At 72.7% G+C, this 19,795-nt stretch carries 22 protein-coding genes; 12 read left to right on the forward strand and 10 right to left on the reverse strand.

The genetic code is table 11. The features are described from left to right. Positions 1–211: 211 nt before the first annotated feature. The gene (locus tag BKA22_RS15750; protein ID WP_146951695.1) at positions 212–553 is read left to right on the forward strand and encodes an oxidoreductase; all 342 of its coding nucleotides are present in this window, start codon (positions 212–214) and stop codon (positions 551–553) included. A 32-nt stretch (positions 554–585) separates the two neighbouring features. Here the strand turns inward: BKA22_RS15750 and BKA22_RS15755 are convergent, their stop codons facing one another. Then, a complete protein-coding gene (locus BKA22_RS15755; RefSeq protein ID WP_146951696.1) occupies positions 586–2,070 on the reverse strand; it encodes a leucyl aminopeptidase in 1,485 nt (494 codons plus the stop codon). Between the two features lie 34 nt (positions 2,071–2,104). Here BKA22_RS15755 and BKA22_RS15760 point away from each other — a divergent pair, with 34 nt between their 5' ends. Genes BKA22_RS15760 through BKA22_RS15775 form a run of 4 tightly spaced genes read left to right on the forward strand, consistent with a single transcriptional unit; the run spans position 2,105 to position 4,208 of the window. After that, positions 2,105–2,464, forward strand: a complete 360-nt coding sequence (locus tag BKA22_RS15760) for a hypothetical protein (RefSeq protein ID WP_146951697.1) — start codon at positions 2,105–2,107, stop codon at positions 2,462–2,464. Then, on the forward strand, positions 2,461–2,931 hold the full coding sequence (locus BKA22_RS15765; protein WP_371863648.1) for a hypothetical protein: 471 nt from the start codon (positions 2,461–2,463) through the stop codon (positions 2,929–2,931). The genes BKA22_RS15760 and BKA22_RS15765 overlap by 4 nt, the downstream gene beginning before the upstream one ends. Positions 2,932–2,940: 9 nt before the next feature. Next, positions 2,941–3,996 carry a quinone-dependent dihydroorotate dehydrogenase gene (locus tag BKA22_RS15770; RefSeq protein WP_146951698.1) on the forward strand — a complete coding sequence of 352 codons (1,056 nt, stop codon included), beginning with the start codon at positions 2,941–2,943 and terminating at the stop codon, positions 3,994–3,996. After that, a complete protein-coding gene (locus tag BKA22_RS15775; RefSeq protein ID WP_146951699.1) occupies positions 3,996–4,208 on the forward strand; it encodes a hypothetical protein in 213 nt (70 codons plus the stop codon). Before BKA22_RS15770 ends, BKA22_RS15775 begins: the two co-directional genes overlap by 1 nt. Positions 4,209–4,245: 37 nt before the next feature. Here the strand turns inward: BKA22_RS15775 and yczR are convergent, their stop codons facing one another. Beyond that, the gene (yczR, locus tag BKA22_RS15780; protein WP_146951700.1) at positions 4,246–5,709 is read right to left on the reverse strand and encodes a MocR-like transcription factor YczR; all 1,464 of its coding nucleotides are present in this window, start codon (positions 5,707–5,709) and stop codon (positions 4,246–4,248) included. A gap of 53 nt (positions 5,710–5,762) precedes the next feature. Between yczR and yczE the strand changes: the two genes are divergently transcribed. Beyond that, on the forward strand, positions 5,763–6,545 hold the full coding sequence (gene yczE / locus BKA22_RS15785; RefSeq protein WP_371863649.1) for a membrane protein YczE: 783 nt from the start codon (positions 5,763–5,765) through the stop codon (positions 6,543–6,545). Positions 6,546–6,626: 81 nt separating this feature from the next. On the opposite strand, the gene BKA22_RS15790 is transcribed toward yczE, so the two are convergent. Both BKA22_RS15790 and BKA22_RS15795 read right to left on the reverse strand, forming a co-directional pair. Further along, a complete protein-coding gene (locus tag BKA22_RS15790) occupies positions 6,627–7,637 on the reverse strand; it encodes an aldo/keto reductase family protein (RefSeq protein WP_146951701.1) in 1,011 nt (336 codons plus the stop codon). Positions 7,638–7,659: 22 nt separating this feature from the next. Further along, positions 7,660–8,271, reverse strand: coding sequence for a DUF3043 domain-containing protein (locus tag BKA22_RS15795; protein WP_146951702.1), 612 nt, complete (start codon positions 8,269–8,271; stop codon positions 7,660–7,662). A gap of 32 nt (positions 8,272–8,303) precedes the next feature. Here BKA22_RS15795 and BKA22_RS15800 point away from each other — a divergent pair, with 32 nt between their 5' ends. Next, complete coding sequence (locus tag BKA22_RS15800; RefSeq protein WP_146951703.1) at positions 8,304–9,707, forward strand: dipeptidase; 1,404 nt, start codon at positions 8,304–8,306, stop codon at positions 9,705–9,707. A 30-nt stretch (positions 9,708–9,737) separates the two neighbouring features. On the opposite strand, the gene BKA22_RS15805 is transcribed toward BKA22_RS15800, so the two are convergent. The 3 genes from BKA22_RS15805 to nadA are packed head-to-tail and all read right to left on the reverse strand — an operon-like array spanning position 9,738 to position 12,164. Next, complete coding sequence (locus BKA22_RS15805; protein ID WP_146951704.1) at positions 9,738–10,265, reverse strand: acyl-CoA thioesterase; 528 nt, start codon at positions 10,263–10,265, stop codon at positions 9,738–9,740. A 39-nt stretch (positions 10,266–10,304) separates the two neighbouring features. Beyond that, positions 10,305–10,904 (reverse strand): DJ-1/PfpI family protein, encoded by a 600-nt coding sequence (locus tag BKA22_RS15810; protein WP_146951705.1) that lies wholly within the window; start codon positions 10,902–10,904, stop codon positions 10,305–10,307. Positions 10,905–10,964: 60 nt separating this feature from the next. Further along, positions 10,965–12,164, reverse strand: a complete 1,200-nt coding sequence (gene nadA / locus BKA22_RS15815; RefSeq protein ID WP_218867241.1) for a quinolinate synthase NadA — start codon at positions 12,162–12,164, stop codon at positions 10,965–10,967. 117 nt (positions 12,165–12,281) lie between these two features. On the opposite strand from nadA, the gene BKA22_RS15820 reads away from it, so the two are divergent. Continuing rightward, on the forward strand, positions 12,282–13,448 hold the full coding sequence (locus tag BKA22_RS15820; protein ID WP_179561822.1) for a glycerate kinase family protein: 1,167 nt from the start codon (positions 12,282–12,284) through the stop codon (positions 13,446–13,448). A 251-nt stretch (positions 13,449–13,699) separates the two neighbouring features. After that, positions 13,700–14,050: a HesB/IscA family protein gene (locus BKA22_RS15825; RefSeq protein WP_146951707.1), complete on the forward strand. Its 351-nt coding sequence runs from the start codon at positions 13,700–13,702 to the stop codon at positions 14,048–14,050. Positions 14,051–14,163: 113 nt separating this feature from the next. Here BKA22_RS15825 and BKA22_RS20440 read toward each other — a convergent pair whose 3' ends face one another. Together BKA22_RS20440 and BKA22_RS15835 are read right to left on the reverse strand one after the other, a co-directional pair. Further along, positions 14,164–14,472, reverse strand: a complete 309-nt coding sequence (locus BKA22_RS20440; RefSeq protein ID WP_307725870.1) for a sulfurtransferase TusA family protein — start codon at positions 14,470–14,472, stop codon at positions 14,164–14,166. Beyond that, the gene (locus BKA22_RS15835) at positions 14,469–15,668 is read right to left on the reverse strand and encodes a cysteine desulfurase family protein (protein ID WP_307725871.1); all 1,200 of its coding nucleotides are present in this window, start codon (positions 15,666–15,668) and stop codon (positions 14,469–14,471) included. The genes BKA22_RS20440 and BKA22_RS15835 overlap by 4 nt, the downstream gene beginning before the upstream one ends. A gap of 262 nt (positions 15,669–15,930) precedes the next feature. On the opposite strand from BKA22_RS15835, the gene ctaC reads away from it, so the two are divergent. From ctaC to BKA22_RS15850, 3 genes are read left to right on the forward strand one after another with little or no spacing between them, the layout of a single operon-like run. Beyond that, entirely contained in the window at positions 15,931–16,815 is an 885-nt protein-coding gene (ctaC, locus tag BKA22_RS15840) for an aa3-type cytochrome oxidase subunit II (RefSeq protein WP_146951708.1), read from the forward strand. Then, positions 16,815–18,644, forward strand: a complete 1,830-nt coding sequence (ctaD, locus tag BKA22_RS15845; protein WP_146951709.1) for an aa3-type cytochrome oxidase subunit I — start codon at positions 16,815–16,817, stop codon at positions 18,642–18,644. The genes ctaC and ctaD overlap by 1 nt, the downstream gene beginning before the upstream one ends. Beyond that, entirely contained in the window at positions 18,641–19,039 is a 399-nt protein-coding gene (locus tag BKA22_RS15850; RefSeq protein ID WP_146951710.1) for a cytochrome c oxidase subunit 4, read from the forward strand. Before ctaD ends, BKA22_RS15850 begins: the two co-directional genes overlap by 4 nt. Before the next feature lie 73 nt (positions 19,040–19,112). Here BKA22_RS15850 and BKA22_RS15855 read toward each other — a convergent pair whose 3' ends face one another. Beyond that, complete coding sequence (locus BKA22_RS15855) at positions 19,113–19,742, reverse strand: superoxide dismutase (protein ID WP_146951711.1); 630 nt, start codon at positions 19,740–19,742, stop codon at positions 19,113–19,115. Positions 19,743–19,795 lie beyond the last annotated feature (53 nt).

Here is a 19,795-nt window from a genome sequence, read left to right on the forward strand (position 1 = left end):
GCAGATGTGTGGTTCGAGGTCGTCGCCCATCTTGTCACCCTGGTGTGGCCCGATCGAACCGGAGCGGGCACGTTTCGGTGTGACGCTCGGAACAGTCGTCCCATGTCTGAGCTCGTCGGGTGTGCTAGCAGCGTGACGGGATCACCCAGAACTGGTCCCACGGGGCCAGGAAGTGCGGTCCGGGGCGCCCGGGTGTGGCTAGGCTCACCGGATGGGTCTGTTCTCCCGCAGGCGGCGTCCGGCCGCCACCGACGCGCCGACCGACAAGGCGGCGCGTGAGGCCACGCTCGCCCACCTTCGCGACTTCGTCGACACCCGTGTCGGCGTCGAGGCCTACGTCGAGCCGCGCACGAACGTCACGGCGACGACCGTCATGCTCGTGGCGACCGACGGGGAGTGGACCCGCCGACGGGTGCCCGACGAGAAGGCCGCGCACGAGATCGCCCGTGGCATGGGGATCCCCGTCTACGACGTGCAACGCACCGGCTACCCGCCGCGCGTGCGCGCCTGGAACTCCCGGCAGCGCCGAGGCGCGGAGCCCGACGTCGTCTGACGCCGGGCCCCGCGTGCTCAGGTCGTGCGCGCTCAGCGCGCCGCGCGGGCCTCGATCAGCCCGAGCAACGTGCGCACGCCGACGCCGGTGCCACCGGCCGGGGTGTACCCGTGCGGCGCCTTCTCGTTGAAGGACGGGCCGGCGATGTCCAGGTGCGCCCACGGCGTCGTGCCGACGAACTCCTGCAGGAACACGCCCGCCGTCAGCATGCCGCCGAACCGGTCGCCGATGTTGGCCAGGTCGGCGACCTTCGACTTCAGACCCGCGCGCAGCTCGCCGGGCAGCGGCATCGGCCAGAACTGCTCCCCGCTCGTCTCGGCGGCCGCCACGACCTCGGCACGCACGTCGTCCGAGCCCATCACGGCCGAGACGCGGTAGCCGAGCGCGACCATCTGCGCACCGGTCAGCGTCGCGATGTCGAGGACCACGTCGGGCTTCTCCTCGGTCGCGGCCACGAGCCCGTCGGCCATCACGAGCCGGCCCTCGGCGTCGGTGTTGAGGACCTCGACGGTCTTCCCGCCGCGGATCGTCACCACGTCCGAGGGACGCTGGGCGCTGCCCGACGGCATGTTCTCGGCCAGGCACAGCCACCCGGTCACCGCGACGGGCAGACCGAGCCGCGCGGCGGCGACCACGGTGTGGAGCACGGCGGCCGCGCCGGCCATGTCGGACTTCATGGCCTCCATGCCGGCCGCCGGCTTGATGGAGATGCCGCCGGAGTCGAAGGTGATGCCCTTGCCCACCAGGGCGACCTTCGCGCGCGGGCGCGTCGGGGTGTAGGCGACCTTGACCAGGCGGGGCGGGCGCACCGAGCCCTGCCCGACGCCGACGATGCCGCCGTACCCGCCGGCCACGAGTGCCTTCTCGTCGAGCACGGTGACCTTGAGCCCGCGGACCCCGGCGTCCTTGACGACGGTGCGGGCGATGTCGGCGAACGCCGCCGGGTACAGGTCGTTCGGCGCCGTGTTGACCAGGTCCCTCGTGGCGTGCACGGCGGCCACGACGACCTCGGCCCGCGCGACGGCAGCCGTCGCGGCCTTGTCCTTGGCCAGGGCGGTGACGACCGTCAGCGCCGCGACGGGGGCGGACGTCGCGGCGTCCGCCTCGCGGTACCGGGTGTAGGCGTACGCGCCGAGCAGTGCGCCTTCAGCGACGGCGGTCACCTGCTCGAGGTCGTCGGCAGGCAGCGCGAGGGCGACCGAGGCAGTCCCGCCCAGCTCGCGCGTGGCAGCACCGGCGGCGCGGCGCAGGGTCTCGGCCGACGGTGCCGTGTGCGGGCCGACGCCCGTGAGCACGAGGACGCGGGCGGACAGGCCCGCGGCGGGGATGCGTCGGACCTCGTCGACCGCGCCGGTCACGGCGAGCGTGCGCGCGTCCCGGGTCAGGTCGGCGCACAGCGCCGCGGGTAGCCAGTCGGCACCGAGGACGACGGGGGCACCGTCCTGCTGGGCGACGGCCACGACGAGGGCGTCGGTGGTCAGGCGGGTGGGGTTCTGCGAGGTCAGCGTCACGGTCACGGCTCGATCCTAGGCGCGGGTAGCCTGGGCGACCGTGACCGTGCCTCTCGCGCTGCTCGTCGTGGCGGCAGGCCTGGCCCTGGCCGCCTGGGCCCTGCGGTTCGTCGTCCGCGACCGTGCGGTCGTGCTGCGTCAGCTGTGGGGCGGTGCCGTCGTCGTCGGCCTGCTGCTGGTGCAGGCCGTCGTGCTCCTCGTGCGGACCGTCCAGGGGTTCGGCCCGGTCGCGGCCGGCGAGCTGTGGGGCTACGTGCTGACCCAGCTGCTCCTGCTGCCGGTCGCCGCCGCGTGGGCCTTCGCCGAACGCACCCGCTGGAGCTCGGTGGTCCTGGCGGTCGCCGCGGTGACGGTCGCCTTCCTGGAGTACCGGCTGCTGCAGATCTGGGGGACCGTGTGAGCACCGAGGCCCCTCGACCCGCCGACGGTGCGAGCGACCTGCCCACGGCCGCGGGCACGCATCGCAGCACCGGGACCGGACCCGGGCGGGCGCTCGTCGCCGTCTACGGCGTGTTCGCGCTCGCGGCCTGCGCGCGCGCCGGCTATCAGGTGGCCACCAAGTTCGACGACGCCCCGGTCGCCTACCTGCTCTCGGCGTTCGCCGGGCTCGTGTACGTGCTGGCGACGTTCGCGCTGGCGACCGACCGGCGCCGGCTGGCGTGGGCGGCCGTCGGCACCGAGCTCGTGGGAGTGCTGGCGGTCGGCGCGCTGTCCCTGCTGGACGCGGGCGACTTCCCGGACGAGACGGTCTGGTCGGCCTTCGGTCAGGGCTACGGCTACGTGCCGCTCGTGCTGCCGTTCCTCGGCGTCTGGTGGCTGTGGCGCACAGGACGGACGGCCGACGGGTCGCCTGCGCCCAACCGCTAGTTTGGGGCCGTGTACCGGCTCCTGTTCGACCTCGTCCTGCGCCGTCTGCCTCCCGAGAAGGCGCACGAGCTCGCCTTCGACCTGATCCGTGCGGTCGCTGCCGTGCCCGGGCTGCGTGCACTCGTGCACCTGTTCTTCCCGACGCCGGCGGCCGGTGCCGTCGAGCTGTGGGGTCGTCGGTTCCCTTCCCGGTTGGGCGTGGCGGCGGGGTTCGACAAGGACGCCCGGTGCGTGACCGGACTGACGATGCTCGGCTTCGGCTACGTCGAGATCGGCACGATCACGGCGCACGGGCAGCCCGGCAACGAGGCGCCGCGGATGTGGCGGATGGTCGAGCAGCGTGCTCTGCGCAACCGGATGGGGTTCAACAACGCCGGGTCGGCCGTCGCGGCGGAACGCCTGCAGCGTCTGCGGGCCACCCGTGCAGGGCGTGCGGCGGTCGTCGGGGTGAACATCGGCAAGACGAAGGTGACCGCTCCGGAGGACGCCCCCGCCGACTACGCGACCAGCGCCGGGCGGCTCGCACCGTACGCCGACTACCTGGTCGTGAACGTGTCCTCCCCGAACACGCCGGGCCTGCGCGACCTGCAGGCGGTCTCGAGCCTGCGCCCGATCCTCGAGGCCACCCGGGCGGCGGCCGACGAGGCCACCGACCGCGCCGGGCGACCGCGGGTCCCGCTCCTGGTCAAGATCGCCCCGGACCTGTCGGACGAGGACGTGGACGCGGTCGCCGACCTGGCCCTGGAGCTCGGGCTCGAGGGTGTGGTCGCTGTCAACACGACCATCGCGCACGACCTGGGACCGGGCGGTGTGTCGGGCCCGCCGCTGCTGTCCCGTGGCCTCGATGTGGTCGCCCGGCTGCGCGGCCGGCTCGGGCCGGAGCCGGTGATCATCGGCGTCGGCGGCATCACGACGCCTTCCGACGCGCGCGAGTACCTGGCCGTCGGTGCGACGCTGGTGCAGGGGTACACCGCGTTCATCTACCAGGGGCCGTTCTGGGCCTCGCGGATCGCGCGCGGCCTCGCGTCCGACGCCGGTCGGACGTCCGCGACGGGGGTGGCGTGATGGTCCTGCGACCGCAGTGGGAGTGGCGTCTGGAGGACGGGTCCGGGCGGGTGCTCGGTCGGCCGGTCAGCCCGGTGTTCACCACGCAGTTCGACGCGGAGCAGTGGCTCGGCGAGCAGTGGCGCACGCTCGCCGGCCAGGGCGTCCAGCTGGCGCGACTCGTGCACGAGGGCGTCCAGGCCGCACCGACCGTGCCCATCCCCGGCATCTGAGCCGCAGCGTGCGCCGTCCGTGCGAGGACGGGACGCGTCAGACGTAGGCGGGTGTGCCCTCGTAGCCGCCGCGGGCAGGGGCCGTGCCGCCGAGACCCGCCCATGCGGCGCTCAGCCCGTCGACGCCCCGGCGCAGCGCATCGGGCGTCTCGCTGAACGGGATCCGCAGGTACCGCTCGAGGCTGGTGTCGACGCCGAACGCCGGTCCGGGAGCCAGGCGCACGCCGTGGTGACCCGCGAGCGCCGCCAGCGCCGAGGAGACGGGCAGGCCGAGGTCGACCCACAGCGCGAGCCCTCCGGGCGGCGCCGACGTGCGCCAGTCGGGCAACCGGTCCGCCAGCAGGTCCACGAGGAGGTCACGCCGTTCGCGCAGCTCGGCGCGCCGTCGCTCCAGGAGCGGCTCCCGGTGCGTCAGCAGATGGGCGGTCACGAGCTGCTCGAGCAGCGCGGTGCCCACGTCGACGTGCCGACGGCGGGCCGCCAGCCGGGCGACGACGTCGGGATGCGCGCGGACCCAGCCGATGCGCAGGCCACCCCAGAAGGACTTCGACGCCGAGCCGATCGCGACCACGAAACCCGCCGCCTCGCCGTCGCCGGGGAAGGACGAGGGTGCGGGCCCGTCGAGCGTGAGCTCGGTGAGGGCCTCGTCGCCGACGACGACGGTCCGGTGCCGCCGTGCGGCCGCACGGACCCGGGCGCGGTCCTCCGACGACAGGCTCGTGCCCGTCGGGTTGCGGTGGTCGGGTATGAGGTACGCGAGCCGGGGCGCGACCTGTCGGAGCGTGGACTCGAACAGGTCGACGTCCAGGCCGTCGGGCCCGGCGGGCACCGGCACTGGTCGGGCGCCGGCGGCGCGGACCGCGTCGATGGCGTGCGGGTAGGTGGGCTGCTCCACGACGACGCGGTCGCCTGGTCCGGCGTACGACTCGACGAGCAGGTGGATGGCCTGCTGGGCACCGTGCGTGACGAGGACCTGGTCCGGGCCCGTGGGCGTGCCGCGTGCGGTGTACCAGTCGGCGATCGCCTGGCGCAGCACCGGCAGGCCGACGGGGGAGTAGCCGTTGCCGCTCAGGTGGGCGGGGAGCATGTCGAGCGCGGCGAGGTAGGCGCCGTGCAGCTCGGGTGGTGCGGAGGGTGCGGCGGCCGAGAGGTCGACCAGGTCGGCCGGTCCGGTGAGCACCGTGTGCGTGGTGATCTTGTCGACCGCACCGGGTGGCAGGGTGGTGACGGTGCCCGAACCGCGTCGGCTGATCAGGAACCCCTCCTCGCGCAGCACGTCGTAGGCCGCCGTGGTGGTCGTCCGGGACAGGCCGAGGGTCGCGGCGAGCTCGCGTTCGCTGGGCAGCCTGCTGCTCAGCGGGACGGCCCCGGACTGCACGGCGGCGCGCAGACCGTCGGCGAGCGCGGTGTACGTGGCACCGGTGCGCTGCCAGGAGCCGAGCACCTGGTGGAGGCGGTGGCTGCCCATGCGGCGGTCGGTGGGGACGTCGTTCGGCGTCATGCGGGCCACTCTCGCGCAAGTGGCCATGGATTCCAAGGCCATCGTTGGTCAGGATGCTCGGTGTGAGCCCATCGACACCGCCCACCGCGGCCACCGCCCGCACCGGACCGACGACGCCCGACCTGCCTGCCGCCCCCGACCGGGCGCCGGTCCGACGTGGTGCCCAGCTGCTCGTCGGGCTCGTGCTCTTCTCCCTGTCCATCGCGATGCTCGTGCACGCCGGGCTGGGCAGCATGCCCTGGGACGTGCTCTCCCAGGGGATCTCGCGGCGCACCGGCTACTCGTTCGGGACGGTGACGCTCGTCCTGAGCGCGCTCGTCCTGGCCGGCTGGATCCCCCTGCGCCAGCGCCCGGGCATCGGCACGATCGCCAACGTCCTGGTCATCGGGGTGCTCGTCGACCCCGCGCTGGCTCTGCTCGACCGGCTGCCGGACCCGCTGCCGCTGGTCGCCCGGATCGCCCTGGTCGTCGCAGGGATCGCGCTGAACGCGGTGGCGACCGGCCTGTACATCGGGGCCCGGCTCGGGCCCGGCCCGCGCGACGGGCTGATGACCGGCCTGGTCGCACGCACGGGCCGCTCGGTGCGACTGGTGCGCACGTCGATCGAGGTGGTGGTCGTCGCGGCGGGTTGGCTCCTCGGGGGCACCGTCGGCCTGGGCACCCTGGCCTTCGCGGTGGCGATCGGACCGCTCGTGCACCTGCTCCTGCCGCTGCTCAGCGTGCGGACCTCGCCCGTGGCCCCGGCCGCGGCTGACGACCGGCAGGGTGCGGTGCACGACGGGCAGGGTGCGGTGCACGACGGGCAGGGTGCGGTGGAGGTCGCCGAACGGCGCTGAGACACCAGGAGCCGGTGCCGACCTCACGAGGGGTCGGCACCGGCTCCGGTGCGTGCAGGACGAGTGCCCGGGGTCCGGGTCTCAGCGGGGTCCAGGTGCCGTGCGAGCCGTCTCGCCCGGGTCGGACACGACCGAGTCGCCGAGCGTGGCGTCGATGCGGGCCAGGAGCTCGGCGGGGATGACCACGCCGGACGCCTTGACGTTCTCGGCGACCTGCTCCGGACGTGACGCCCCGATGATGGCCGCCGACACGTTCGGGTTCTGCAGCACCCAGGCGACGGCCAGCTGCGCCATCGTCAGACCGAGCTCGTCGGCGATCGGGCGCAGCTCCTGGACCCGACGCAGCGTCTCCTCCTGCTCCAGGAAGCGGCCGATCATCCGTGCGCCGCCCTTCGTGTCGGTGCCGCGCGACCCCTCGGGGGCCGGCTGCCCGGGCAGGTACTTGCCCGTCAGGACGCCCTGGGCGACCGGGGACCACACGACCTGCGAGATGCCGAGCGCGGCGGACGTGGGGACGACCTCGCCCTCGATGACGCGCCACAGGGCCGAGTACTGCGGCTGGTTCGAGACGAGCTGGAAGCCGAGCTGCCCGGCGAGCGCGTGCCCGGCCCGGATCTGGTCGGCCGTCCACTCGCTCACGCCGATGTACAGCGCCTTGCCGGCGCGCACGACGTCGGCGAACGCCTGCATCGTCTCCTCGAGAGGGGTCGACAGGTCGTACCGGTGGGCCTGGTAGACGTCGACGTAGTCGGTCTGCAGCCGGCGCAGCGAGCCCTCGATCGACTCCATGATGTGCTTGCGGGACAGCCCCGAGTCGTTGGCTCCGCCCGGACCCGTCGGCCAGTACACCTTGGTGAGGATCTCGAGCGAGGCGCGACGCTCGCCCTTGAGCGCCTCGCCCAGGACCGTCTCGGCCTTGGTGTTGGCGTAGACGTCCGCGGTGTCGAAGGTGGTGATGCCCGCGTCGAGCGCGGCGCGCACGCACGCGGTCGCCGTCTCGTTCTCGACCTGCGAGCCGTGCGTGAGCCAGTTGCCGTAGATGATCTCGGTGATCTTCAGGCCGGAACGGCCCAGGTGTCGGTAGTTGACCATGGCAACCACCCTACGTCCGCGGTCAGACGGGGTACTGGCCGTGCTTGACGAGCGGCTTGGGCAGCCGCGCCCGACGGATCTGGAACGCGCGGGTCACCGCGTACATCGTCAGGCCTCGCTGCGTGGCCGCGGTGCCGAACTTCGCCACCAGGCGCTTCTTGAGACCGCGCCACATGAGCCAGCCGTCCAGGACCGTCGCCGTGATGTACACGTACAGCACGATCAGGGCGGCGAAGGCCAGCACCGGTGAGGACTTCGCCACGAAGAACTGCAGCAGCAGGAAGACGAACGCGACGGGCAGGAACAGCTCACCGAGGTTGCGGCGCGCGTCGACGTGGTCGCGCACGTACCGGCGGACAGGACCGCGGTCCTTGACGGGCATGTAGCGCTCGTCGCCGGTCTGCATGGCCTGGTACTCGCGGTCGCGCTGCTCACGGGCCTTCGCCCGCTCGACCTTGGCCGCGGCCTTGCGGTCGTCCGGCACGAGGGGACGCCGGTTGGCGGCCTCGGCCTCCTTGCGCTTGGGCGTCGGACGGCCCTTGCCGGGATCGTCGACGGCGTGGCGCAGCTCCTTCGCGGGCTCCGCGCTGGGCGGGGGAGTCAGCGGCTGAGGGTCCTTGTCGCGTCCGAACACCCCGCAAGGGTAGTCGAGTAGCGTGCAGGGCTGTGACTGCCACCTCCCCTGGAATCCCTGCCGAGCTCACCGTCGACGTCGTGGAGCGCCTGCGTGGGCGCACCGCGGCCGCGTTCGGCCCGTTGCGCGCCGATCTCGAGGCCCTCGTGCGCATCCCCAGCGTGTCGAACGCCGACTTCGACCAGGCGCACGTGCAGGCCTCGGCCGAGGCGGTCGCCGACCTGCTGCGGGGCGCCGGGATCCACGACGTGCAGGTGCTGAGCGTGACCGGGGCGGACGGTCGTCAGGGCGCCCCCGCCGTCGTGGCGCGCCGACCCGGGCCGGCCGGGGCGCCCACGGTGCTGCTCTACGCCCACCACGACGTGCAGCCTCCGGGCGAGGCGGCGCACTGGGACACCGACCCCTTCGAGCCCGTCGAGCGCGACGGTCGCCTGTTCGGTCGCGGTGCCGCGGACGACAAGGCGGGCGTGGTCGCGCACCTGGGCGCGCTGCGTGTGCTCGGCGAGGACCTGGGTGTGGGTGTCACGGTCTTCGTGGAGGGTGAGGAGGAGGTGGGCTCGCCGACGTTCGTCGACTTCCTGCACACCCACCGGGACCTGCTCGCGGCCGACGTCATCGTCGTCGCGGACTCCAGCAACTGGAAGGTCGGGGTGCCCGGCCTGACGACGTCGCTGCGAGGCCTGGTCGACTGCACGGTCGAGGTCGCCGTGCTCGACCACGCGGTGCACTCGGGCATGTTCGGCGGCCCCGTGCTCGACGCCCCGACGCTGCTCGCGCGGCTCATCGCGACGCTGCACGACGAGAACGGTGACGTCGCCGTGGCAGGCCTGGTCACCGCGAGCGACCCGAGCGTCGACTACGACGAGGCCGACCTGCGCGCCGACACCAGCCTGCTGGAGGGCGCGCGGTTCGCGGGGACCGGTCCGCTCACCGCGCGGATGTGGACGCGGCCGGCGATCGCGGTCATCGGGCTGGACGCCCCGCGCGTGGCCACGGCGTCGAACACGATCACGCCGCGCGCGTCCGCCAAGCTGTCCGTGCGCATCGCCCCCGGGCAGGACCCGGCCGAGGCCATGGTCGCCGTGCGCGCGCACCTGGTCGCCCGTGCGCCGTTCGGGGCGCAGGTCACCGTGACCGACGGCGAGCTCGGCAAGCCCTTCCAGGCACCGACGGACTCCGAGGCGATGCAGGCCGCCCGGTGGGCGTTCGCGCAGGCCTGGGGCACCGACCCGGTCGACATCGGCGTGGGCGGCTCGATCCCGTTCATCGCGGACCTGCTCGAGGTCTTCCCGCAGGCGGCGATCCTCGTCACCGGCGTCGAGGACCCGGACAGCCGGGCGCACGGCGCCAACGAGTCGGTGCACCTCGGTGAGCTGGAGAAGGTCGTGCTGGCCGAGACGCTGCTCCTGGCCCGTCTGGGGAACCGCACCTCCTGAGGCCGCGGGATCCGGGGGCGTCGCCGTCATTCAGCGGGCGGCGACGTCCACGGCCCGCGCCCACGCCCGGACGTCGTCGGGCAGGTCGGGGCTCGTCACGTCCGCGCCGGTCATGAGGGTCACGACGTCGGGCGCGGGGACGCGCGAGCCGTCGCGCCCGAGGAACCGGCCCGCGACCAGGCCGCGGGCCACGTGCTCGTGCCCTCGCGTGAACGACTGCTCGAGGTAGGCGACCCGCTCGTCCCAGCCGAGCAGTCTCGTGGTCAGGTCGAAGCGTTGGCCCAGCGTCAGCGAACGGCGGTACTTGACCGTCGAGGCGGCCACGACCGGGTACCAGCCGCGGGCGTTGAGCAGGTCGAACGCGCCGAGGTCGGCGAGGAAGTTGCTGCGCCCGACGTCCATCATCTGCAGGTACGTGCCGTTGTTCACGTGCCGGTACAGGTCGAGGTCGCCCACGTGCACGCGCATGCGGGTCACCGACGGCGACAGCACGGTCTGCCCCGCCACCGCGGGCCGCGGGCGGAACGTGGTGTAGGCGAGCTGCAGGGTGCGGGTCACGCCGCGAGGTTACCCACGGGTACGTCCCGTGGGAACTGCTCAGACCGGGGGAGCCGGGTCGTACTGGATGCCACGGCGCACCCGCCGGGCCATCGCGGTCGACTCCAGGCGTGCCACCAGGTGCAGCGCCATGTCGATCCCCGCGGAGACGCCCGCGGACGTGATGACGTCACCGTCGTCGACGAACCGGGCCTCGGTGTCGGTCAGCACGCTCGGGTCGATGACCGCCAGCTCGTCGTAGGCCGCCCAGTGGGTCGTTGCGGGCCGCCCCGCGAGCAGCCCTGCGGCGGCGAGCACGAGCGCCCCGGTGCACACGCTCGTGACCAGCGGCGTCGAGGCGCGCATCGCCCGCACCCACTCCAGGTGCGCCGAGTCCTCGGCCAACGCCCGGGTGCCGTGACCTCCGGGGTAGACCAGCACGTGCAGCGGACCGACCTCGTCCGCAGCCAGGTCGGGCACCAGGTTCAGGCCCTTGGCGCACCGCACGCCGCTGCCGTCGGTCGAGAACGTCACGACGTCCGGGTGCAGGTCGGAGTGCGCAGCCCACCACGACAGCACCTCGTACGGCCCGACCACGTCGAGCTCCTCGGCGCCGTCGAAGACGAAGATGCCGACCCGGAGCGCACTGCCTGTGCTCACGTCGCCTCCCTGTTCAGGACCTCGCGCCCGACGCGACCGGCGGGACGCGGATCGTCGGGCTCAGTAGCCCGGCAGCGCCAGCATCTGGTCGAGGGCCACGCGTGCCCAGTGGGCGTCGTCGGCGTCGACGACGATCCGGTTGACGACGCGCCCGGCGACGAGCTGCTCCATGGTCCACACCAGGTGGGGCAGGTCGATGCGGTTCATCGTCGAGCAGAAGCACACCGTCGAGTCCAGGTAGTGGATCTGCTTGTCCGGGTGGGCGTTCGCCAGGCGGCGCACGAGGTTCAGCTCGGTGCCGATCGTCCACGACGAGCCCGGCTCGGCCGCGTCGAGCGCCTTGATGATGTACTCCGTCGAGCCCACCATGTCCGCAGCGGTGACGACCTCGTGCCGGCACTCGGGGTGCACGAGCACGGTCGTGGCCGGGTCGGCCGCGCGGATGTCGGCGACGTTCTGCGCAGAGAACCGCCCGTGCACCGAGCAGTGCCCGCGCCACAGGATCATCCGCGCGTCCTTCAGCTGCCGGGCGGTCAGCCCGCCACCCGGCTTGCGCGGGTCGAAGACCACGCAGTCCTCGAGCGAGAGCCCCAGGAGCCGGACCGCGGTGTTGCGTCCCAGGTGCTGGTCCGGCATGAACAGCACCTTGCCGGTGCCCGCAAGGCCACCGACACGGTCGAACGCCCAGCGCAGCGCGACGTGCGCGTTCGAGGACGTGCAGACCGTGCCGCCGTGCCGCCCGGTGAACGCCTTGATGGCGGCCGTCGAGTTCATGTACGTGACGGGCACGGTGTCCTGGGCGACCCCGGCGTCCACGAGCACGTCCCACGCGTCCTCGACCTGGTCGATCGCGGCCATGTCGGCCATCGAGCAGCCTGCGGCCAGGTCGGGCAGCACGACCTGCTGGTTCTCGGCGGTGAGGATGTCGGCGGACTCGGCCATGAAGTGCACGCCGCAGAAGACGACGAACTCCGCCTCGGGCCGTGCAGCCGCCTCGCGCGCGAGCTTGAACGAGTCGCCCGTCACGTCGGCGAACGCGATCACCTCGTCGCGCTGGTAGTGGTGCCCCAGCACGAAGGCACGCTCGCCGAGGGCGGCACGCGCGGCACGCGCGCGCTCCACCAGATCGGGGTCGGAAGGCGCCGGCAGGTCGCCCACGCACTCGACCCCGCGCTCGGAGGCGAGGTCGACACCACGCCCGAGCAGCAGGAGCGCGGAGGGCAGCGGCTCGGTGAACGCACCGGGACGGGGGGTCGTCAGGGTCACGTGCCGATCTTTTCACACGGGACCGGGCGGGTCCTGGGACGACCGCAGGCGCGGGTCGCGGAGACGCCGCGGTGCGAACCCGAGGGGACCGCCGTGTGCCACGATCGGCCGGTGCGCGTCCTCCTGGCCCCTGACGGCTTCGGCTCCAGCCTGACCGCGGCGCAGGTCGCCGCCACCGTCAGGGACGCCTGGGCGTCGGTCGCCCCGGACGACGAGATCGTCCTGCGACCGCTCTCGGACGGCGGGCCCGGGTTCCTCGACGCCCTGCGCTCGCTGCCGGGCGCCCTGGTCGTCCCCGTGAGCGTGCCGTCGCCGATCGGTCGTCCGGTGCCCGCGGAGGTGCTCGTGGTCGACGGTGCGGTGCGCACCGCGTACGTCGAGACCGCGCAGGCGATCGGGCTCCCGCTCGTCCCGGCCGACCGCCGCGATCCCGGGCGGACCACGACGGTCGGCGTCGGCTCCCTGCTGGAGGCGGCCCTGCGCACGGGTGCGACCCGCGTCGTCGTGGGGCTGGGCGGTTCGTCGACCAACGACGCGGGTGCGGGCATGCTCGCCGGGCTCGGTCTCGAACCGGCCGAGGTCCTCGCCGGCGGCGGCGGCGGGCTCGGCGTGTTGGGTGCGGGCGACCTGGCGGGCCTGCCCGGGCTGCGCGAGAGGCTGCGCGACGTCGAGATCCTGGTCGCCACGGACGTCGACGTCCCGCTCCTCGGGTTGACCGGGGCCAGCGCCGGGTTCGCGGCCCAGAAGGGTGCCACTCCCGAGCAGGCCCAGGAGCTCGAGCGTCAGCTCGACGCGTTCGCCCGCGCCGCCGTGGCCGCGCTCGGCGACGCCGTACGCCCCGACCTGCTGGGCGGGCGTGCGACCGTCACCCGGCTCACGCAGGCCCCGGGCGCGGGGGCGGCCGGGGGGCTGGGCTTCGGGCTCTCGTTGCTCGGTGCGCGTCTGGTTCCCGGTGCGGCGCTCGTGGCGGACCTCGTCGGGCTCGACGAGGCGCTCGCGGGGGTCGACCTGGTCGTCACCGGCGAGGGCCGGTTCGACTGGCAGTCGTTGCACGGCAAGGTCGCCTCGCAGGTCGCGACGCGTGCGCTCGCGGCGGCCGTGCCGACCGTCGTGCTGGCCGGCGAGGTGAGCGTGGGACGGCGCGAGCTGCTGGCAGCCGGCATCACCGCGGCCTACGCCGTCGGGGACACGCCCGAGGAGGTGCGCGCGGCGCTGGCCGATCCGGTCGGCTCGCTGCGCGCGCGTGCGATCCGGGTCGCGCGCACCTGGTCGCGCTGACGGCCGACGGTCGTCCCGGGCTCCGTCGAGCGGGTTATCCACGGCCCGTGGTCGTGCCTGGCGGTCGACCGGTCGTACCCTGGACGGGCGGCGTCCGCGCGAGTGGTTCGCCGCAGGATGCTGTCCGGGACGCCCTGCGACCGGCGACCGGGAACAACGGCGCCGCGGCGGGCGTTCGCACCAGGGACGCCGTCCCCGTGGGGACCACGGCGCGTGCCGTCAGAGCCGAGTTCTGCAGACCAGGAGTGAGCATGAGCGAGACCACCGAGACCGCGACGCACGGCGTCCTCCTTTCCGACGTGGCCGCGGCCAAGATCCGGAGCCTGCTCGAGCAGGAGGGTCGCGACGACCTTCGGCTGCGCGTCGCGGTGCAGCCCGGCGGCTGCTCGGGCCTCATCTACCAGCTGTACTTCGACGAGCGGGTGCTCGACGGCGACGCCCTCAAGGACTACGACGGCGTCGAGGTGGTCGTGGACCGCATGAGCGTGCCCTACCTGGACGGCGCGACGATCGACTTCGCGGACACGATCGAGAAGCAGGGCTTCACGATCGACAACCCGAACGCCGGCAGCGCGTGCGCGTGCGGCGGCTCGTTCAGCTGACACCGGTCTGAGGCACGTCCCGGAGGCCCGGTCCCGCGTCGCGGGGCTGGGCCTCCGGCGCGCGTGCGGCTTGCCGGTTCGCGCGGCACCGCCCAGGAGCGAGGGCGCCTCGCTCAGCCCAGACGCACGGAGACCACGACGAGCGCGTCCTCCGGCACGGCAGCAACCTCCTCGGGCTCCCGGGACGTCTCGGGCGTGGGCACCACGGTGTGCCCGCGCATGCGGGCCCAGGCGGGCACGTCGAGCGCGGCCGCGGGATCGGTGGCGAGCACGGTCAGCACGGTGCCGGGTGTGTGCTCCCGGGCCGCCCGCGCGAGGCGGATCACGGGTGCGGGGCACAGCAGGCCGCGGGCGTCGACCACCACGTCAGCCCGCGGTGCGGGTGAGGGTGCGCCCGTCGCGGGCCCCTCGGTGCCGGTCACAGGTCCTCCACGCCGAGCACAGCGCGCACGTCGCGCACGACACCGGGCAGCGCGTCCAGGAACGCCTCGACGTCCTGCTCCTGCACGTCCCGCGGCAGAGCGAGCCGCACGTTGCCGTGCGTGAGGACGCCCATGGCCGCGAGCACGTGGCTGGGCTCGAGCGTGCTGGAGGTGCAGGCGGACCCGGATCCGACCGCGAAGCCGAGGGTGTCCAGCGCGCCGACCAGGGCTTCGCCGTCGACGTACAGGCAGGAGAACGTCACGACGTGCGGGAGCCGGTCGACCGGGTCGCCGACGACCTCGGTGTCGGGCACCTCGGCGCCGACCCGGGCGCGCACCCGGTCGACGAGCGCACGGCGCCGGGTGTCGGACTCGGCGCGTGCCTGCACGGCCGACTGCAGGGCGACCGCGGCCGCGAGGGCGGCGGGGACCGACACGCCGCCGGGGAACCAGCGGTCCTCGTCCTGCGGCCCGTCCGGGGAACGGCGGACACCCGGTCGGGTGACGAGGAGGCCGAGCGGCGCCGGGCCGCCCCAGTCGCCCGCGTCGGCGACGAGCACGTCCCAGGCGTCGCCCACGTCGAGGTGACCCACGCTCGCGCCGGCGTCGACCAGCAGCGGCACCCCGGCTCTGCGAGCCGCGGCGTGCACCGTGTCGAGCGGCTGCAGGGTGCCGACCTCGCCGTTCGCGTGCTGGAGCGCGGCGAGCGCCACACCGGGGGCGTCGAGCGCGTGCATGTAGGAGTCGACGTCGACGCGGCCGTACCCGTCCACGGCGATCGTCTGCCTGGCTCCGCCGTCCGCGGTGACGAAGTCCGCGGCGTGCAGCACGGCGGCGCGTTCCACAGCGCCGACCACCACGTCCCGTCCGGCCCGTCGCCGCCCTCGCGCGACCTGCCGCACGGCCCCGTGCAGGGCGGCCACGTGCGAGGGCGCCAGGTCGACGTCCTGCGTGCGGACGCCGACGACCGCGGCGAGCGCCTCTCGGGCGCCGTCGAGCAGCATGCGGGCCCGCCGGCCCTCCGCGTGCAGCCGTCGCGGGTCGGCCCACCCCTGGTCGAGCGCCTCGAGGAACGCCTCGCGTGCGACCAGGGGGAGCGGGGCGTGACCGGAGGCGTCGAGGATGACGCGGTGCGTCGGCCGCGGACGGTCCGGGGGTCGCGCGGAGGGCGACGGGTCGGGGTGTGCGGGGCTCACCTCGGCACGGTAACCGGCCTACGGCCCTGGCGTCCGGGACGTACGCCGACGGTCGGCAGGGCGCCGGCAGGGCGCCGGCAGGGTGCCCGACGGGTACCGGCTGTGGTGTGACGGTGCTGACACCGTGTCGTCATGTGGGTGTCAAGGCAGCGAAACGTGGCCGAGGGCGCGCTACGCTGCTCCCGTCGAAGGACGAAGGTCCCAGGTGGCGCCGCCTGCACGAGGTGGCCGGCGCCGCGCGGACACGAGTGGAAGGTCCCCCGTGCACCCGGATACACCCCGCCGGAACCGGCGCCCGGCCCTGAGGTGGGCAGGCCTGGTGGCCGTGGTCGTCGTCGCGCTGACCGGCTGCTCGGCCGAGGCCCAGCGAGGCTGGATGCCCGGCAACTCCCAGGCCGAGATCACCGACCAGACCGGTCGCATCACGAACCTGTGGGTCGGCGCGTGGATCGCCGCGCTCATCGTGGGCGTGATCACGTGGGGGCTGATCCTGTGGTGCGTCGCCGTGTACCGCAAGCGCAAGGACGACGACGTCTTGCCCGTTCAGCTCCGGTACCACGTCCCGCTCGAGATCATGTACGTGATCCTGCCGATCATCATGGTCGGGGTGCTCTTCTTCTACACCGCGCGTGACATGACGGCGATCAACGACACCAGCGCAGAGCCCGACCTCACGGTGCAGGTCATCGGCAAGCAGTGGAGCTGGGACGTCAACTACCTCGACGACGACGTGTACGACACCGGTCAGCACGCGCAGGGCGTCGGCGACTCCTCGGGCGTCCTCGCCGAGCAGGTCACGATCTGGCTCCCGGTCGACAAGCGGGTCGAGTTCGTCCTGAACTCGCGTGACGTCATCCACTCGTTCTGGGTGCCCTCGTTCCTCTTCAAGCTCGACATGATCCCCGGCAAGACGAACACGTTCCAGATCACCCCCCAGGAGGAGGGCACGTACCTGGGCAAGTGCGCCGAGCTGTGCGGGGAGGAGCACTCCTCGATGCTGTTCAACGTCAAGGTCGTCTCCGAGGCGGAGTACGAGGCGCACATGCAGGACCTGCGCGACGCCGGGCAGACCGGCGAGCTCGGCCTGGACTACAGCCGTCTGCAGGACGTGCAGGACTCGCAGGCGCAGCAGGAGGGTGGGAACTGATGGCGACCGTCGCCGAGCACATCCCCGGTCTGGCGCCCTCGAGGCAGACCCTCGGGCGCACGGTCGTGAAGTGGATCACCTCCACCGACCACAAGACGATCGGGTACATGTACCTGATCACGTCGTTCATCTGGTTCATGGTGGGCGGCCTGCTGGCGCTGCTGATCCGCGCCGAGCTGTACCAGCCCGGGCTCGAACTGTTCGCCTCCAAGGAGCAGTACAACCAGGCGTTCACGATGCACGGCACGATCATGCTGCTGCTGTTCGCCACACCGCTGTTCGCCGGGTTCGCCAACGTGATCATGCCGCTGCAGATCGGCGCACCCGACGTCGCGTTCCCGCGGCTCAACATGTTCGCGTTCTGGCTGTTCTTCTTCGGTGGCCTGATCGCCGCCGCCGGATTCCTCACCCCGCAGGGTGCGGCCTCGTTCGGCTGGTTCGCGTACGCGCCGTTGTCGAACACCGTCTACTCCCCGGGCGTCGGCGGTGACCTGTGGGTCTTCGGCCTCGCGCTCGGCGGTTTCGGGACGATCCTCGGAGCGGTGAACTTCATCACCACGATCGTCACCATGCGTGCGCCCGGCATGACGATGTTCCGGATGCCGATCTTCACCTGGAACACCCTGGTGACCAGCCTGCTGGTGCTCATGGCGTTCCCGCCGCTGGCCGCGGCCCTGTTCGCGCTCGGCGCCGACCGCAGGCTCGGTGCGCAGGTGTTCAACCCGGACAACGGCGGCGCCATCCTGTGGCAGCACCTGTTCTGGTTCTTCGGGCACCCTGAGGTCTACATCATCGCGCTGCCGTTCTTCGGCATCGCCTCGGAGATCCTGCCGGTCTTCAGCCGCAAGCCGATCTTCGGCTACAAGGGCATCATCTACGCGACGATCGCGATCGCGGCGCTGTCCGTGACCGTCTGGGCGCACCACATGTACGTCACGGGATCGGTGCTGCTGCCGTTCTTCTCGTTCATGACGATGCTCATCGCGGTGCCGACCGGTGTGAAGTTCTTCAACTGGATCGGCACGATGTGGCGCGGCAAGCTCACGTTCGAGACGCCGATGCTCTGGACGATCGGGTTCCTGACGACCTTCCTCTTCGGCGGGCTGACCGGCGTGATCCTGTCCAGCCCCGCGCTCGACTTCCACATCTCCGACACGTACTTCGTGGTGGCGCACTTCCACTACGTGGTGTTCGGCACGGTCGTGTTCATGGCGTTCGGAGGCCTGTACTACTGGTGGCCGAAGTTCACCGGGCGGATGCTGGACGAACGCCTCGGCAAGATCCACTTCTGGCTGCTCTTCGTGGGGTTCCACACGACGTTCCTCGTGCAGCACTGGCTCGGCGTCGAGGGCATGCCGCGCCGGTACGCCGACTACTCGCCGGACGACGGCTTCACGACGCTCAACCAGGTCTCGACGATCGGCTCCTTCATCCTCGGGGCCTCGATGCTGCCGTTCCTGTGGAACGTGTACATCACCTGGCGCAACGCGCCCAAGGTGACGGTGGACGACCCGTGGGGCTACGGCGCGTCGCTCGAGTGGGCCACGAGCTGCCCGCCGCCGCGGCACAACTTCACGTCGCTCCCGCGCATCCGCTCGGAGCGCCCGGCCTTCGACCTGCACCACCCCGAGGTCGCGGCGATGGACCACGTCACCGCTGACCCCGGCGTGCTCGATCGGCAGGCGCAACGGACCGGCGCGAGCGCGGCGGCCGTCGACGGCGTCGTGCACGGCGCGAGTCAGGCGCAGCAGTCCACGGCGACCCTCGTCGAGGACCCGCCCGAGCGCACCGACCGGGACGTGACCGACCACCGAGAGGACATGCCGTGAAGCTCGAGACCAAGCTCTTCGCCTACGGTGCCCTCTTCTTCGTGCCGATCGGTCTGCTGTACGGCATCTGGAGCCACGGCGAGCCCGTCGGCACGGTCGCGATCCCGCTGACCGGCGGCCTCGTGGGCATGATCGGCGCGTACTTCGCGCTGCTGTCGCGCCGCATCGACCCCCGCCCGGAAGACGACGAGCACGGCGAGATCGACCAGGGCGCCGGCGACCAGGGCGTCTTCTCGCCGTGGAGCTGGTGGCCTCTGGTGATCGCGCTCGCCTCGGCGATCGTCTTCACCGGTCTGGCGGTCGGCTGGTGGCTCTCCGGCATCGGCGTCGCCCTGGGCGTCATCGGCCTGGTCGGCTGGGTCTTCGAGTTCTCCCGCGGCCAGCACGCGCACTGAGGTCTCCGCAGGCCGACGACGAAGGGCGCCGCTCCACGTGGGAGCGGCGCCCTTCGTCGTCGAGGTGACGAGGTCAGAGGGCCGGGACGATGAGCCCTGCCGTCTGGGTGCGTGCGCGGTCGAAGCGTGCGGCGGCGTCGGCCCAGCTGACGATGTTCCACCACGCCTTGACGTAATCCGCCTTGACGTTGACGTAGTCCAGGTAGAAGGCGTGCTCCCACATGTCGAGCACGACGAGAGGCACCAGGCCGAGGGCGATGTTGCTCTGCTGGTCGTACAGCTGCACGATGACGAGCTTGGCGCCGATCGAGTCCCAGGCGAGGATCGACCAGCCGGAGCCCTGGATGCCGATCGCGTTGGCGGCGAAGTGCTTCTGGAACTTCTCGAACGAGCCGAAGAACTCGTCGATCGCCGCGGCGAGCTCGCCGGTCGGCTTGTCGCCGCCCTCGGGGGAGAGGTTCTGCCAGAACACCGAGTGGTTCACGTGGCCGCCGAGGTTGAACGCGAGGTTCTTCTCGTGCAGGTTCACCGCGGCCAGGTCGTCGGCGTCGCGGGCCGCCGCGAGCTTCTCCAGGGCGGTGTTGGCGCCCGTCACGTAGGCCGCGTGGTGCTTGTCGTGGTGCAGCTCCATGATCCGGCCCGAGATGTGCGGCTCGAGGGCTGCGTAGTCGTAGGGCAGGTCGGGGAGTGTGTAGTCAGCCATGCGTGGGTGCCTCTCCTACGTCGTTTCCTGCTGGGCCCACCGCCGACGGGTTC

Source organism: Cellulomonas soli, assembly GCF_013409305.1.
Lineage (GTDB): Bacteria > Actinomycetota > Actinomycetes > Actinomycetales > Cellulomonadaceae > Cellulomonas > Cellulomonas soli.

Excerpts from the sequence above, each read along its gene's own strand:
- BKA22_RS15750 (WP_146951695.1), top strand. The coding sequence starts at position 212 with ATGGGTCTGTTCTCCCGCAGGCGGCGTCCGGCCGCCACCGACGCGCCG.
- BKA22_RS15775 (WP_146951699.1), top strand. The coding sequence starts at position 3,996 with ATGGTCCTGCGACCGCAGTGGGAGTGGCGTCTGGAGGACGGGTCCGGG.
- yczR (WP_146951700.1), bottom strand. The coding sequence starts at position 5,709 with ATGACGCCGAACGACGTCCCCACCGACCGCCGCATGGGCAGCCACCGC.
- yczE (WP_371863649.1), top strand. The coding sequence starts at position 5,763 with ATGCTCGGTGTGAGCCCATCGACACCGCCCACCGCGGCCACCGCCCGC.
- BKA22_RS15790 (WP_146951701.1), bottom strand. The coding sequence starts at position 7,637 with ATGGTCAACTACCGACACCTGGGCCGTTCCGGCCTGAAGATCACCGAG.
- BKA22_RS15825 (WP_146951707.1), top strand. The coding sequence starts at position 13,700 with ATGAGCGAGACCACCGAGACCGCGACGCACGGCGTCCTCCTTTCCGAC.
- ctaD (WP_146951709.1), top strand. The coding sequence starts at position 16,815 with ATGGCGACCGTCGCCGAGCACATCCCCGGTCTGGCGCCCTCGAGGCAG.
- BKA22_RS15855 (WP_146951711.1), bottom strand. The coding sequence starts at position 19,742 with ATGGCTGACTACACACTCCCCGACCTGCCCTACGACTACGCAGCCCTC.